This window comes from Mycobacterium lehmannii (assembly GCF_001499925.1).
GTDB lineage: Bacteria > Actinomycetota > Actinomycetes > Mycobacteriales > Mycobacteriaceae > Mycobacterium > Mycobacterium lehmannii.
The window spans coordinates 401246-416196 of the sequence record NZ_LQIR01000012.1 but is presented as its reverse complement, the minus strand read 5'-3'; the positions used below and the strand labels follow the sequence as shown (position 1 = coordinate 416196).

Genomic DNA, 14951 nt, shown 5'->3' with positions numbered 1-14951 from the left:
TTTCATCGTCCCTTCCGGCCCGACATCGGGCCACAGGACTCTAAAACTGGTTGGACTCAATCACCGGGAACACGCCACTTCGAGTACGACTTTCGGATCGGCGCTCAGGCCGACACGAACTGCGTAATGGCGTCGGCTTCTCGGCGCGATGATTGCTTGTGGGCACTCGCCGACTGGTTGGCACGCTGACCGGTAAGGGCGGCAAGGCGCTCGCAAGGGCCCGAGCGCCGCTCGATTGTCCGGCTGAAGTAGGTCACGGCGTAATTGCGCAAAATGCGCTGAGACGCGCTCGGCTTGAGCCAGTGGTCGGCCACGTCGTCGAACGTCTTGTGACCATACTTTCGACGGGCTTCCGCCACCTGCCCTTCCCAGGGGCGGTGCCATTGATCGTCCGCGATGGTTGATGGTGTTTAATTTGTTGAGGTGTGGGGCTCGCTCGCAGTTATAAATTCCCCATTGTTGAGAATGACCAGGCTAGGATCCAAAGCTCTGAGGGTTGCGACGATCTTCTGAGTGAGCGGGCTGCCGGCCGGGAATCGATTGTGCAAAACTTTTAGCGCCCGCACAAAATGGGGCTTTGCCTCTAATGCGTGGCCTTGCTCAAGAAGCGTAGTGGCCAAGTTATCCAACTCGATGGCTAACGCCGGATCGTTCTCGCTCAGGTACTTCTCCGCAAGCCTCAGCGACAGCTCGAAATGCGACCGAGCTTGAGCCAACCTTCCCGACCGTGCGTAGGCCACACCTATGTTACTTATAACAATTCGTAACTTAGGATGATCGGCGCCGAACCGCCTCTCGAAAATCCGAAGCGCCTGATGGAAGATTTCGAGCGCTTTATTGTAGTCACCAAGGGCGCTATAGGCCCCAGCGAGGTTCGATAGTGCGTCTGCCACTAGGGTGGACTCCTCTCCGAGCCGCCTCCGGATTCGCAACGCACGCTGCAAATGTTCCAGCGCGAGATCAGGCCTACCCTTCCGCTTCCATACGGCACCCAGACCGAGCAGTGAGTTAGTCACGTCGACGTGGTCGGGCCCCAGAACTGCCTCCATGCCGGTCAGCGCGTGTTCATATAAGAGCTGAGCTTCATCGATGCTGCCGAGTTCAAGATGTATGTTCGCCAGATTGCATCGAACGGCAGCAACCTCATAAGAATCGGGTCCATGAGCACTTTCAAGCATTTGAAGCGCCGCCTCGCAGCACTTGCGAGCATTCTGGGCATCACCCAACGCAGCGTGGAGGTTGCCTAGGTCCACGAGAACAGTCGCGGCCGCAACCCCGGATCCCTCCACTGCCTCCACGATCGCAAGCGCTCTCCCCAGCAAGGCAGCAGCAGGCACATGCTGGCCCAATCCGAGATACGCTGCCCCCAGACTGTCGAGGACAGGAACTAGGGCTGGGTCATCTGAAGCAAGCCTGGATTCCCGAATTGCCAAGGCGTCCTCGAGGAACGAAATCGATTCTTCCAACCTATCCATATCTCGTAGCACGATTCCCAGAGCCAAAAAGCGAGCAGATGCCTCCAGCGATGTGGACCCATAATCCGCCTTTGCAAGCTCCAGTAGTCGCATCGCTGGACTTAAGGTGCCGGCTAGGTCGCGATGGTTCAAGCTGAATTCATACGCCAGCTCCAACCATCTTGCGGCAGGCTCGTCGAGGTTTCCGATCGCTGACCACACTCTCGTCGCAATCTCGCTTCTGCCGCTTGTGTGCGCCCGAAAACCTATTTGGCCGAGCGCATCCGAGTCGTTGGCCCTCAGGGCAGCATCCAATGCAGCCGACCACACCAGGGTGGACGGTCCCTCGGACTCCGGCGCAATGACGTCGGCGACCTCCTGATTCGCGACAACTGCTTGCTCGCCTTCATGCGGAGTGACGATCAGGAGCGCGGCGCCCTCATTCAACGGGGTGGCGGCCCAATCAATAGCGTCGGATATATGGGCCCGGTCGGGCGAGGAGGTTTGGTTTAATCGTTGCTGGACGAGTTCTGACAATGTTGTGATCGACAATGATCGCGTTATGCCCGTTCGACGCCACTCCATTGCGATATCGACGACGGCGCGGGCTACCGCACAGTCGTCCGGGCACGATGAATGGGGACACTCAAAATTACCGGTCGTCTTTCGTTCTAGTAGCGCCGCAACAACAGTGAACGCAGCGGCAATCCCTTCGCTGAAATCGATGCCATGGTAAATTTCAGCGGCCCGGTCGCGCTCCGAGATCGACGGAATGCGCTCCAATAGCACTGGTTGACCAAATTCGGTGGCCACGTCCGCACAAACAGCGGTCCACGCCGCGTATCGCGGCCCTGACCGTATCGTCGCGATGATGCGAATGCCCGCAGATTTCGACCGGCATTCCCTGAGCATTGCTGTAGTCACACCCTCGCCGCCGAACCGGTCAATCTGATCAAGCCACAAGACCGCCTGCGTAGAGGCTGGGATATCCGCGAACACGTCGCTGTCTAGGCCAATTCTAAGACCATGCGGTGTCGAGGGCGCCAGGACGCGGGCTTTCGGGGCAGCGGCACGTGCCAGTTCGTAAGCAGTCCTCGTAACACCGCTGGCCGGAACACCTACGAGCAAAAGGAGTCCTGAAGCTCGCAGGCGTGCGGCGGCACGTCGATCGACATCGCGCATGACGTAGGGGGCGATGATGCCGCCTGGTTCTCGATATGTGTCCGCTAGTGAGGATCGCTTCACCCCGAGGTCGTGCGGGTCAACCTCTGCAATAGTCGGCGCCGGCCACAGCCGCAGATTCTGACGAATAATGCGCTCCCGGGTGGCGGCGATCTTCGCCTGCTCCTCTTGAAGCCTTCTTAGCGCCTCAGCCTTCTCTTGGTTCCGAGTGTGCAAGTCGTACAACGCTTGTCCTGTCGCAACCACCGAGATGGCGAGTGCAACGGATAGTCGCGCCCACATGGGCGCCTCCAGCATGGCCATCGCGCCCTGGGCGAGCGCCAGAACTGAGGCATAGATTGCAAGCTTTGTCTTGGTCGGGACCGCTCGATATGCGGCGGGCAGACTCGATGTCAAAGGGTTACGCAAGAGTTCGACCTCCCCGCTTTGTGGTCCGGAACTAAAGGGCCACTACCCGATGTGAGGAGTCGCTGAAAGCTCGGTTCTATATCAACAAGCTGGCCAACTTGACGAGCAGGTGACGATTTCCGATGCGCAGTCCAGCGGGTTGACGTGTTCATGGTTGTGGCGTTCACCCCATGATTGAGTCGCCACCCGATGGCAGTCCACTAGTTCCTTCAAACCCCTCGCACAGGAAGTCCCGCGACATTTCGATTGCGTCAAGGACTGCAGGCTTCACCTGTTCAAAGGTATCGGCACGGTGACGACACGTCTCCGAAACCAACTCAAGTGACTCGCGGGGGCTCCTAAAGAACTTGGCCTACGCCGTTTCAGTGAACGCCATCGCTACTGCCAACCATACTTGCTAGGAGAGCGGAGCGGACCAATGGGGACTTGCCAACAGCCTTGCCGAACGCTCAGCGGCATCGGCGCAATCGTCGGCGGTGTCCTCAACAGCGCCATCCAGGTTGGGTCATCAACCGCCAATTTTTCTCCCCTGCCTCTGCCGCTCGGAACATACCCGCCGGTCCGCGTCGAGTTAGCGCGGCGGTAAGCGCCTTTCTAGATGCTTGTTATTCCTAGGTCGGGAAGATGCCCAAAATGTCCCACTGCTCGTTCCACTGCTCGACGCGCTTGACCGGGATCGCGTGGTGCTTGCTCTGGTCGTTCTGTGCCCGATGGCCAGCGTGCTCATCTAGGTATCGCTGGTGATTGGTGTAGATGTCGTTTTCCATCCACCACGCAGGCACGATATAGAACTCAGCCTCACTGGGGCCAAGGTCTACAAGCACCCAGAACTGATCTAGGTTCTCCGGTCCTTTCATTGGCCGTCCGTCGTCGATGCTCGTCTGCCATGTGCCTCTCGTCTTCGTCTTGACCCGAATCTCGATCGTGTGGCCGTGCTCGGCATCGCTGGCGCGCAGATAGTTGCCTTTGGTTGGGGTCGCGTGGCCACCTCGGCGTTCGATCTCTGCAGCGACGCTTTGCACACCGGCTTTGGCGACTTGATACGTGGTCCGCTTTTGCTTTGTCGTTTCAGTCACACATCCACCGTAAGTGGTCCCGTCGATACCCACCTTGGTGGCGGCGCCGATAACCGGCTGGACAGACTGCCTGCTGCGGCCGACCAACTCTTCTGTGCAATACACGACGTGTAGTGATTTCCTCTCAGGCGCGCCAGTCACCGATCGGCTGCTCTGGCTCACTCAGCGCCGCCTACGAGCACTGTTCGTTGTGCATGCAACGAACCATGCAACCGCCGACGTTGCCCAAGGTTTCTTCGACCCTTCGTTAGGGTGTGTCCGTCAGGTTGCACGCCCACATCAACTTCGGGGGACCGGCGTGTTCCGACTGCGTGGACTCGCATCTTGGCTACCGTCAAGGGGCGCATAGACCGTGCTGGGCGACGGGAGACCGAGATGGCGGGCAAGTTCGAAATCCTGAAAGACAAGGCCGGCAAGTACCGGTTCCATCTCAAGGCCGGTAACGGCGAAATCATCGCGGTGAGCCAGGCGTATGACACCAAGGCCAGCGCCAAGAACGGCATCGCCTCGGTGCAGAAGAACGCGCCCGACGCGACGGTCGCTGACCTGACCGAGTAGCGACTGGGTAGCGGAGGCATCTTGATCCCCGAGATCGACTTCACCCCGGCCAATCCAGGGGATGTACCCACCGACGCCAACTGACTTCACCGCGAGGGGTGGCGTCGGGTCTATCCCCGTCCGACCCGGCGACTCATCTGACGCGGGTTCGTTCGCCGAAACGTTGGCGCCGAACCTGCCACAGATCGGTATTCGGGCAGCTCAAAACGAATATTTTCGCTAGTTAGCCAAGGGTTTCTGGTCTTATGGACGCGGGGCCATCAGATGGACTGGGCCTCGACTGCCGGAATTCCGGCCGATTCTGATGAGGACAAGAATGACCGTGGATGAATCTGTCGCCGACGATGTCGGTGGCACCATCGGCATTGCGCTCGAAGCGGTCCGGTTGGGCGGCAATTGCGAAGTGGAACTGATCTCGGCGGCTGCCGACATAGCCAACACGTTCCTGGATGCCATGCCCAGCTTCGATGTGCGCCGGTTTCTTTACGAGCTGTGCCAGCTACGTGCGCACGAGGTCGAGGCGGCCATGAAGTACATCGACTGGGTACGCGACGACGGGCCGAAGGACCCGGTATGGGACTGGTCTGACGCGCTGGCCGGGTAAGCGATCCCTGCGCGTGCCGCGTGCGCCGGTGTGATGAGACGGCGGCGTATGGCGGAAAGCGGCGACCTGGCGAACAGGCGTTCGGCGTGACTACATGGTGACTACATTCTCGATTCATCGCCGCTAACCGGGATTGAACTCGGTTGAGGCCAAACCCGCAGGCATACCACCTATACGGGACATTGACCGCGGTCGTGGCGACACGGGTTTAGAGTTCGAGTCTCACCGAGGGCACCGAGAATCAGCAGGTCGAGCCCGTTCGGCGTTACGCTCTAGTCGTGGAGATGAGGCTGCGGCCGGTCTGCGTGCCCGACGTGGCGCTGGAGAACCGGACGCCCGCCCGGGTTCGGCACCACGCGGAAAGGTCCGTGCGACGCCGCCGGGTCCTCGATGTCACCGCAATGATCAGCGCGGCGATCAGCGCCTTCTTCGGTTTTCAGGGTCTGCTCGTCGGTGTCGAGGTGTGGTGGATCCCGGTCCTCAGCCTCGTCAGCGCCGTGGCGTTCGCGACGATTCCACTGCTGTGCCGGTTCGGCGAACTTGTCGCACCCCTGGTGTTCTTCGCCGTCGCGTACGTGACCATCGCGATCCAGTGCATACAGTTGGGCACCGGGTCGGGGCTGCAGTTCTACTTCGTCGCCGCGGCCGCGATCGTGGTGGTCATTCTCGGCATCGACCACATCGTGCTGGCTTGCGTGCTGGCGGCGTTGGGCGCGGCGACGGTGGTGGCGCTGGAGTACCTCGTCCCCGAAGACACCGGCATTCAACCGGATTGGGCCCGCACCACCTCGTTCATCCTCACCGTGGCCACCGCGTGGATCCTCGTCGTTGCCACGCTGTGGTTCGCGCTCCGGGAGCTGCGCCGGGCGCGGTTGGCGATGGAAGCCGAATACGAACGCTCCGAACGTCTGCTGGCGAACATCCTGCCCTCGACCATCGCCGAGCGGCTCAAGGACCCGACCCGCACGGTCATCGCCGACAGGTACGACGACGCATCGATCCTGTTCGCCGACATCGCCGGGTACACCGAGCGGGCCAGCGACACCAATCCCTGCGATCTGGTGCGCTTCCTCGACCGGCTATACACGGATCTGGACGCGCTCGTCGACCGTCACGGGTTGGAGAAGGTCAAGACCAGCGGCGACTCGTACATGGTCGTCAGCGGTGTGCCGCATCCCCGGCCGGATCACCTCGAAGCGCTGGCGTGCCTGGCGCTCGACATGGCCGACGCCGTCGCCGACCTGCGTGACCCGCGCGGACGCAAGGTGCCGTTGCGGATCGGTCTGGCCACGGGACCGGTCGTAGCCGGGGTCGTCGGGGCCCGCAAGTTCTTCTACGACGTATGGGGCGATGCGGTCAACGTGGCATCCCGAATGGAGACCACCGACGTCGAGGGACGCATTCAGGTGCCCCAGGACGTGTACGAACGCCTGCGCAGCACCTTCGTGCTGGAGCCTCGTGGCGAAGTCGAAGTCAAAGGCAAGGGCGTCATGACGACGTGGTACCTCGTCGGACGCCGCGACGACGCAGCCGTGCGCGACGCGGTGGAACTCGAACCGCTCAGTCGTCGACCTCAGTCGGTTTGAGCCGCTCGGCCAGCGAGGCCAGCCGCCACAAGGTCTCCCGGTTGCGGGGGTAGACGGCGATGTCGGACAGCTTGCTGGGCATAACCGCCGCCGGACCGCTCACCGGGACTTCCGTCATCTCCACCCGGCATCCGTCGGGAATGTCGTACAGCCGCAGAGTGATTCGCGCGCCCCCGAAAGGCCGGCCCTTGGCGTGCAGGACCAACTCCTCGGGCGGCACGCTCTTCTCCACTACGGTGACGTCATTGAGCAACAACGGCCAGACGCCTATCGAATGGCGGATCTCGGACCCGGGCGCCGGCCAGTTCGGGTCGACTGCACGCATCCGGCTGTTGCCGACCACCCATTGTGAGTACGTCCACCCGTCGGCCATGACGTCCCAGACCTGTTGACGGGAAGCGTGAATATCGCGTGTCACAGTCACGGCGGAAGATATACCCCGATCGCGGAAAACGACTCACCTTCGCGACTGTGCCGTTGCATACGCAAAACGCCGCGACCGGCGTCGTGAAACGCACAGTCGCGGCGTCGGCAGTCCCTTAGACCTTGCGGTTCTCGGACTTGATCAGCCAGGCCAGCTTCTCGAGACCCTCGATCAGCTGGTGGAGGATGTCGGCGGTGGTCGGGTCCTCGGCGTCCACCGCGTCGTGAACCTGACGCATGGTGTCGACCGCGGCGTATACCCGACCCGTGATCAGGTCGACCGCGTCCTGCGTGCTCACCGCGTAGGCGGGGAACTGCGGCAGTGTGGTGCCGGCGGTGACCGTATCCGACCGGCCATCGGGCCAGGCCTCCATCGCACGCATCCGCTCGGCGACGGTGTCGCTGCCCTCACGGGCGAAGTCGACGAGTTCGTCGAGTTGTAGATGAAGGTCGCGGAAGTTGGTGCCGACGATGTTCCAGTGCGCCTGCTTACCCTGAAGCTGCAGCTCGATCAGATCGACCAGAACCCGCTGCAGGCTGTCGCTGAGTTCCGGCGAGGCCTCGAAGGCCTGGATGTCTGCTTCTGAACGACGTGTTGTTGTGGTCATGATCGCTACAACGCCTCCTTTTCTGGACTGATTCCAGTTTAGCACATTTCCTGGTCAGAGGCCATTTTGTTGGTCTTGCCTGTCCAGGAGGCGGGCATATCCGGCGCCCATGCCCAACAGCACCAGGCCGACGACGATGAACACCACCACCCGGAAGATGCCGTCGAGCGTGCCCAGGTCGAACAGGAACAGCTTCGCCACCGCCGCGGCCACCAGCGCCAGGCCCCCGGCGATCGGAACCGAGCGGTCGGCTCGGGGCGACCGCGCCGCGTAGCCGAACAACGCCGCGGCCAGACCGATCCAGCAGATGGTCGCAGCCATGTGACCGGCGTAGAAGCCGCTGTCGGTACCGCCGACCAGCACGCCGGTCGTGACGGCCAACGTGGTGACCGCGTATCCGGCCACCGCGGCCGCGACCGCCCACCAGGCCGAGTTCCTGCGGTCGAACGCCCACACGATCGTCACCGACCACGCGATCAGCAGGACACTGGCTATCAGCGTCGACGCCGCGACCCCGCCGCTGGTCGCCGTCCCCCACATCAGCGTGTCCGGCGGCGCCCAGTTCAGGTAGTAGACGGCACCTACGACCGCGAAGCCGATCGAGATCGCCTTGGCCATGACGAGCTGCCGTCCTGCCGTCGCGACCACCAGCGCCATCGCCAACAGGACGGGCCCCGCGATAGGGCCGTCGAACGCCACCACCACCGCGATCATCGCCGACAGTGCGGAGAGCACCGTCCAGATGCGCCGCACCGCGCCGTCCACACCCGGCAATCGGTCGCTGATGAGCACGATGGCAAGCAGTGCTGCCGCCAGTGTGGCCGCCATCAGCGCCGCGACGATGCGGTCGACGGCCAGCGCGACCGACAGCACCGGCAGCAGACCTGCCCCCGTCAGCACGGCCATCGCCGACTTGTTGGCCGTCCCCGGCAGCAGGATCAGCGCGCCGGCGATCGCGAGCAGCGCCGCGATGGCGCACGCGCCGACCAGCCGCGGATCGCGGCCGTCGTCGAAATACACGCCGATGAGCGCCACCAGCAGCGGCAGCGTGCCGGCCGCGATGCGGGCGGCGTGCAGCCAGAGCCAGTCCTTACCGATCTGCACGGGCAGCGAGGCCGCGGACAGCGCGAGCATGAACGCCACGAGCAGCAACGTCACACCACCGACCACGATCGGCGCCAGCACCAACAACGGCACCAGGACGAGCAGCCCCAGCTGCTCGCAGTTCCAGCGCCGGGCCAGCGTGAGCCCGCCACCGCCGATCAACGCGGCGAGTACCAGCCCGGCGGGCGCGGCCACCCAGTCGTAGATCGTGGTCAATGCGATGACGTCCATGTACGCCGCGGCGATACCGGTCGCCGCCAAGGCGACGGCCCCGGTGCGGCCGCCGGGCCTGCGATGCAGCCACCAGCCTGCGCCCACAAGTCCACCGGCCAGTACCGCCCCGGCCGCGACGCGGATCTCGGGCCTCAACAGGCCCGCCTGCGCGGCCAGCACGAGGAGGAACACCACCCCGATCAACGTCACCGCGACACCGGCGACCGCCAGCAGCTTGCCGATCCAGCCTTCGTCCCGGGATGGAGGCGGAGCCGGTGGAGGTGAAGCCGCAACGGGTGCACCGTGATGCGGCGGATGCTGCGGCGGCGCTGGGTAGGCATGCGGCTGGTATATCGGCTCGTGTTGCGGTGATGACGTCAGCTGCCGGTCGAGTTCGGTCAGGTCCGACGACACCCGCGCCAGGTACGCGGAGATCGCGGCGACATCAGCGGACAGGCGGGCGACGACGGCACGCTGCGGTTCGGTCATGCAGCCATCGTCACAGCGCGACGGGCCTCACGGGATGAGTAGGACTACTCGTCCAACCCGTGTTCGATCGCATATCGCGCCAGCTCGACGCGATTAGCGACCTGCAGCTTGCGGAACGTGGCCTGCACGTGGTTCTCGACGGTGCGGTGGCTCAGCGACAACCGCGCCGCGATCTGTTTGGCGGTCAGCCCTTTGGCGACGTAGCGAAGGATCTCGGTTTCCCGCTCGGTCAGGCTCGGCGTCTCGGGCCCGCCGCGATTCTGGGCGATCCGCCGGTACTCGCCGAGCACCAGGCCCGCCAGGCCGGGGGTGAACACGGCCCTGCCCTCGGCGGTGGCGCGCACCGCATCGCCGAGTTCCTGCTTCGACGCGCTCTTCACCAGGTATCCGGTCGCCCCGGCCTTCACCGCCTCGAGCACGTCCTCCCGTTCGTCAGATGCCGACAGCACAAGGATTTTCGAGGACGGCGACACGGCGAGCACTTCCGCGGTCGCCTGCGCGCCGTCGCCGTCGGCGAGCCGCATGTCCATCACCACCACATCGGGCTGAACCGCCGCGGCGCGGCGGCGCGCAGCGCCGACGCCGTCGGCCGTGGCGACCACGGTGAAACCGTCCTCTTCGAGGTCGCGGGCCACCGCGTCGCGCCAGATGGGATGGTCGTCAACGACCATCACCGTCGGGGTAGCGTCAGTTCCCATTCCGTCCCGCTCTCCGGCGCGGTGGTCAGCTTGGCGCTGCCACCGAGCCAGTCCATCCGTCCGACAATCGATTTCGAGACACCGATGCGGCCCTCGCGCACCGCCTCCTCGAGCCGCCCTTCGGGAATCCCGGTGCCGTCGTCACGGATGCTCACCGTGATCGTGTCGCCGAGGTCTTCGAGCAGCACATAGGCATGGGCGTCCGGCCCGGCGTGCGCGACCACATTGTCGAGCGCGTTGACGACCGCGGCGGACAACTCGGTGGCCACGACGGCGTCGAGCAGTACGGGTTCGGCGGGCAGGCTGACCGATACGCGGTCGGACGCTCGCTGCCGCAACAATGCGCCGACGTCTCTCATCGCTCCGACGCGCGGTTCGGCGTCACCGGAGCTGACCAACCGCCTCAGCGCACGCTCCTGCTCGCCCGCGAGTTCAGCGAGTTCGGCTGTGGCTCCCCCGATTTCGCGGCCGCGACGCGAGACCAGCGCGAGCACCTGGATGGCGCCGTCGTGCACCTCCCGAGACAACCTCTCCCGCTCCTGGTGCGCCGCGGCCAGCCGGGTCGCCTGCTCCAGCTCGGAATGGGCCCGTCGGGCAGTCTGCGCGGCCATGCCCACCGCCAGGCCGACCGCGAGCTCGATGACAATCGTCGCGTTGCGGCCGAGGTCGTAGTTGATGAAGCCCTTGACGACGGTGCTGGCCACCATCACGAGCACGCCGGTGAACATGCCCGCGATCGGCCCAGCCACGATCGCCGCCGAGATGGTCGCGTTGGTCGCCCACAACGTCGTCGGCCACGACTGGTTGTCGAACGCCCACTGTGACGAGGCGACCACCTCCGTCGACAGGATCAACGCCACGACCACCGCGATCTCGACCAGCACGAACGCCGGACGTCGGCCGAACCCCTGCAGATAGGCGACGGCGCACAGCGCACTGGACCCCAGCAACACCGCGAACAGCGCCCACGCCATACCCGGGCGGTCCAGGTCCGGATTCACCGAAACCTGGAATCCGAGCGCATAGAGACAACTCAGCAATCGGAACACCTGGGCCGCCCGCCACAGCGGGGTGGCCGGATCCGGGGCGTTGGCCGACATCTGTCTACAACACCTTGGACAGAAACGCCTTCGTGCGTTCGTGCTTCGGGTTGGCCAGCACGTCGCGCGGCGGTCCGCTCTCCACGACCACGCCGCCGTCCATGAAGACCAGATGGTTGGCCACCTCGCGGGCGAACCCCATTTCGTGTGTCACCACCACCATCGTCATCCCCTCGGCGGCAAGTTTTTTCATCACTTCGAGCACCTCACCCACGAGCTCGGGGTCCAGCGCCGACGTGGGCTCGTCGAACAGCATCAGTTTGGGGCTCATCGCCAGAGCGCGGGCGATCGCGACGCGCTGCTGCTGCCCTCCGGACAGCTGGGCGGGATAGGCGTCGGCCTTGGCGGTCAGCCCCACCTGGTCGAGCAGGTCTCGCGCACGCGCCACCGCCTCGTCCTTCTTGACGCGCTTGACGTGAATGGGCGCCTCGATGATGTTCTCTAACACGGTGCGGTGCGGAAACAGGTTGAAGTGCTGGAACACCATGCCGATGTCGCGGCGCTGCCGGGCCGCTTCGCGCGGAGGCATCTCGTGAATCTTGTTGCCCCGCTGCCGGTATCCGATCAGCTCTCCGTCCACGTACAGGCGCCCGGCGTTGACCTGTTCGAGGTGGTTGATGCACCGCAGGAACGTGGACTTGCCCGAACCGGACGGCCCCACCATGCACAGCACTTCGCCGCGCCCGATCTCGAGTGTGACCCCTTTGAGAACCTGCAACGCACCGAAGTTCTTACAAACGGCCTCGGCTTTGACCATCGGTGTCACGGGTGCGCCTCCCCCAAGGTCTGCGCCTTGGCCAGCGCCTCGAGTTGTTTGGTGGTCAGCTTGCGCGACGCACCACGCGAGTAGTAACGCTCCAGGTAGTACTGGCCGACCATCAGCACGCTGGTGATCGCCAGGTACCACGTCGCGGCGACCAGCAGAAGCGGAACGGGTTCGAAGATGCGCGCGGCGATCTCCCGCGACGTGATGCCGTACAGGTCCAGCGTGAACGGCACCGCGGTCACCAGCGACGTGGTCTTCAGCATGCTGATCACCTCGTTGCCGGTCGGTGGGATGATCACCCGCATCGCCTGCGGAAGCACGGTGCGCCGCATCGTCATCCCCCACGACATGCCCAGCGCCGTCGAGGCTTCGGTCTGCCCTTCGGGCACGGAACTGATTCCGGCGCGGATGATCTCGGCCATGTACGCGGCCTCATTCAGTGCCAGCCCGAGGATCGCCAGCAGGAAGGGGATCGACAGCGACTGCAGGTCGACCTCAAGCAGCGAAGGCCCGAACGGCACCCCGAGCCGAAGGTTCTGGTAGATCGTGGGTAGCAACCCCCAGAACACCAGCTGCACATACACCGGGGTGCCGCGGAAGATCCACAGATACACCCAGGCAACGGCTTTCAGCACCGGGTTGGGCGACAGCCGCATCACCGCGAGCAGCACACCCAACACGATCGCGAGCACCATCGAATAGACAGTGAGCTGCAACGTGTTGAGCACCCCGACCGTCAGCACCCGTTCGTTGAACAGGTACTTCCAGTACGTCGACCAGCGGTAGGAGTCGTTGGTCGCCGCGCCGTAGAGGAACAGGGCGACGAGTACGGCGATGACGACCGCCGCCACCCAGCGCCACGGATGGCGCAGCGGCACCGCATCGATGGCGGCAGGGGCCTCGGGTGACGACGTGTCGACATCGCTCATGGAAACGTCCTTTACGAGACGGCGCCGTTGATGACCGGCTTGTCGATCATCCCGCTCTCGACGCCCCAGTTGGCGGCGATCTCTTTGTAGGTGCCGGTTTCGATCAGATGCTCGAGTGCCTTCTGCAGCGACTGCGCGAGGGCCGATCCCTTCTGCACGGGCCAGCCGTACGGCGCCGAATCAAAGATCTCACCGGCGGCTTCGAGCTTGCCGTTGGTCTCCTTGATCGCGTACGAGGTCACCGGTGAGTCGGCCGACATCGCGTCGGCCTGGCCGAGCACCACCGCGTTGGTGGCGGCGTCCTGCCCGTCGAATCTGACGATCTCGATCGGTGGCTTGCCCGCATCGGTGCACGCCCTGCTCTTCGCAGGCAGCTCGTCGGTGTCTTGATAGGTGGTGGCCTGAACCGCCACCTTCTTGCCGCATGCATTGTTGGGGTCGATCGGCGCCTCCGGTCGCTGAGCCCACAGAGTCCCGGCGTTGAAGTAGGTCACGAAGTCGACTGACTTCTCGCGTTCCTTGGTGTCGGTGAACGACGACATCCCCACATCGAAGGTGCCTCCCTGGATCGACGGGATGATCCTGGCGAAGTCCGCCTCGCGGTATTCGGGCGTCAATCCGAGCGTGGCCGCGATCGCGTTCATCAGGTCGACGTCGAAGCCCACGATCTTGCCGCTGGGATCCTTGAACTCGTTGGGTTTGTAGGGGATGTTGACCCCGACGATCAGCTCTCCGCTCGACTTGATGTCCTCTGGAACGGTATTGGCGATCTCGTTGACCTTCGCCGCCGGCGCCGTCGGGGATGCACTGGTGGCATCCCCACCGCCGCCTCCCCCGCCGCTGGCGCAACCGGACATCGCCAGGGCGCCGGCCGCGGCGAATACGACTGCGAAACGCCAGAATCCACTTCGACGGTTGTGACACTCACCTAACACGGATGCCTACTTTCTGCGTCGTGGGATCGGTGCGCAGCACCGGTAACGGAACAGTAGTGGAGACGCCACGCTGCGGCAGGGGAACCCAACGGCACATACGCCCGCGACCTCACCACTGATAGTCGAACCGATATCGAAATGCGACGATCATTGACGTTTCGCTATGCCACACTGCGGCCATGACTAGCACCGCGCCGCCCGACCTGCTGCGGCACCTGTGGAAAACGACCCTGGTCTCCGGACTTCTCGCGCTGATCCTCGGCGTGCTCATCTGGGTGTGGCCGGGCAAGACGATCGTGGTCGCTGCGATCTTCTTCGGGGCATACCTACTGATCGCCGGCATCGCCCAAGTGATCTTCGCTTTCAGCCTGCACGTCTCCGCCGGCAGCAGGGTGTTGCTGTTCATCTCCGGCGCCGCGGCGCTGATCCTTGCGGTGTTGTGCTTCCGTAGCCTGCAGGAGTCGATTCTGCTGCTGGCGATCTGGATCGGCATCGGCTTCATCTTCCGCGGCGTGGCGACCGCGGTCTCGGCGATCAGCGACCCGACGCTTCCCGGGCGGGCGTGGGAGATCTTCGTCGGCGTGATCAGCCTGATCGCGGGCGTGGTGATGCTCGCTCTGCCGTTCGAGTCGCTCGCGATTCTGACGGTTGTCGCCGGCATCTCGCTGGTCGTGATCGGCATCTTCGAGATCGTGGCGGCGTTCGGGATCCGCAAGGCGTTCAAGCACCGTGACAACGCCGGATCGGCCGCCCCACCTGCGTCGGAAGAGCCGGTGAGCTAACCCACACTGACGTCTACTACGCCCTGTCGTAGGCTG

At 64.0% G+C, this 14951-nt stretch carries 15 protein-coding genes; 4 read left to right on the top strand and 11 right to left on the bottom strand.

What is annotated here, in order from left to right:
* Nucleotides 1-104: 104 nt before the first annotated feature.
* The 3 genes from AU192_RS09970 to AU192_RS09960 form a co-directional block, all read right to left on the bottom strand.
* On the bottom strand, nucleotides 105-359 hold the full coding sequence (locus AU192_RS09970) for a hypothetical protein (RefSeq protein ID WP_133148021.1): 255 nt from the start codon (nucleotides 357-359) through the stop codon (nucleotides 105-107).
* Nucleotides 360-410: 51 nt separating this feature from the next.
* Nucleotides 411-2939, bottom strand: a complete 2529-nt coding sequence (locus AU192_RS09965) for a tetratricopeptide repeat protein (RefSeq protein ID WP_064395595.1) — start codon at nucleotides 2937-2939, stop codon at nucleotides 411-413.
* 716 nt (nucleotides 2940-3655) lie between these two features.
* Nucleotides 3656-4120, bottom strand: a complete 465-nt coding sequence (locus tag AU192_RS09960) for a hypothetical protein (RefSeq protein WP_133148020.1) — start codon at nucleotides 4118-4120, stop codon at nucleotides 3656-3658.
* A gap of 375 nt (nucleotides 4121-4495) precedes the next feature.
* Between AU192_RS09960 and AU192_RS09955 the strand changes: the two genes are divergently transcribed.
* The 3 genes from AU192_RS09955 (at nucleotide 4496) to AU192_RS09945 (ending at nucleotide 6868) form a co-directional block, all read left to right on the top strand.
* Nucleotides 4496-4678, top strand: coding sequence for a YegP family protein (locus tag AU192_RS09955; RefSeq protein WP_064395593.1), 183 nt, complete (start codon nucleotides 4496-4498; stop codon nucleotides 4676-4678).
* Between the two features lie 322 nt (nucleotides 4679-5000).
* Nucleotides 5001-5282: a hypothetical protein gene (locus tag AU192_RS09950; RefSeq protein ID WP_133148019.1), complete on the top strand. Its 282-nt coding sequence runs from the start codon at nucleotides 5001-5003 to the stop codon at nucleotides 5280-5282.
* Between the two features lie 284 nt (nucleotides 5283-5566).
* Nucleotides 5567-6868: an adenylate/guanylate cyclase domain-containing protein gene (locus AU192_RS09945; RefSeq protein ID WP_082694001.1), complete on the top strand. Its 1302-nt coding sequence runs from the start codon at nucleotides 5567-5569 to the stop codon at nucleotides 6866-6868.
* Here AU192_RS09945 and AU192_RS09940 read toward each other — a convergent pair.
* The 8 genes from AU192_RS09940 to AU192_RS09905 form a co-directional block, all read right to left on the bottom strand.
* Complete coding sequence (locus AU192_RS09940) at nucleotides 6843-7292, bottom strand: SRPBCC family protein (protein WP_064395591.1); 450 nt, start codon at nucleotides 7290-7292, stop codon at nucleotides 6843-6845. The genes AU192_RS09945 and AU192_RS09940 overlap by 26 nt on opposite strands.
* Before the next feature lie 115 nt (nucleotides 7293-7407).
* A complete protein-coding gene (locus tag AU192_RS09935; protein ID WP_064395590.1) occupies nucleotides 7408-7899 on the bottom strand; it encodes a Dps family protein in 492 nt (163 codons plus the stop codon).
* Between the two features lie 54 nt (nucleotides 7900-7953).
* Entirely contained in the window at nucleotides 7954-9705 is a 1752-nt protein-coding gene (locus AU192_RS09930; RefSeq protein ID WP_064395589.1) for a DUF2339 domain-containing protein, read from the bottom strand.
* A gap of 44 nt (nucleotides 9706-9749) precedes the next feature.
* Nucleotides 9750-10403 (bottom strand): response regulator, encoded by a 654-nt coding sequence (locus tag AU192_RS09925; RefSeq protein ID WP_064395588.1) that lies wholly within the window; start codon nucleotides 10401-10403, stop codon nucleotides 9750-9752.
* Nucleotides 10376-11503 carry a MacS family sensor histidine kinase gene (gene macS, locus AU192_RS09920; RefSeq protein ID WP_207544920.1) on the bottom strand — a complete coding sequence of 376 codons (1128 nt, stop codon included), beginning with the start codon at nucleotides 11501-11503 and terminating at the stop codon, nucleotides 10376-10378. The genes AU192_RS09925 and macS overlap by 28 nt, the downstream gene beginning before the upstream one ends.
* A gap of 4 nt (nucleotides 11504-11507) precedes the next feature.
* On the bottom strand, nucleotides 11508-12260 hold the full coding sequence (locus AU192_RS09915) for an amino acid ABC transporter ATP-binding protein (protein ID WP_064395649.1): 753 nt from the start codon (nucleotides 12258-12260) through the stop codon (nucleotides 11508-11510).
* A gap of 5 nt (nucleotides 12261-12265) precedes the next feature.
* Nucleotides 12266-13198: an amino acid ABC transporter permease gene (locus AU192_RS09910; RefSeq protein WP_064395587.1), complete on the bottom strand. Its 933-nt coding sequence runs from the start codon at nucleotides 13196-13198 to the stop codon at nucleotides 12266-12268.
* 11 nt (nucleotides 13199-13209) lie between these two features.
* A complete protein-coding gene (locus AU192_RS09905; RefSeq protein ID WP_082694956.1) occupies nucleotides 13210-14055 on the bottom strand; it encodes an ABC transporter substrate-binding protein in 846 nt (281 codons plus the stop codon).
* Between the two features lie 257 nt (nucleotides 14056-14312).
* Between AU192_RS09905 and AU192_RS09900 the strand changes: the two genes are divergently transcribed.
* Complete coding sequence (locus AU192_RS09900; protein ID WP_064395585.1) at nucleotides 14313-14915, top strand: HdeD family acid-resistance protein; 603 nt, start codon at nucleotides 14313-14315, stop codon at nucleotides 14913-14915.
* Nucleotides 14916-14951: the final 36 nt, after the last annotated feature.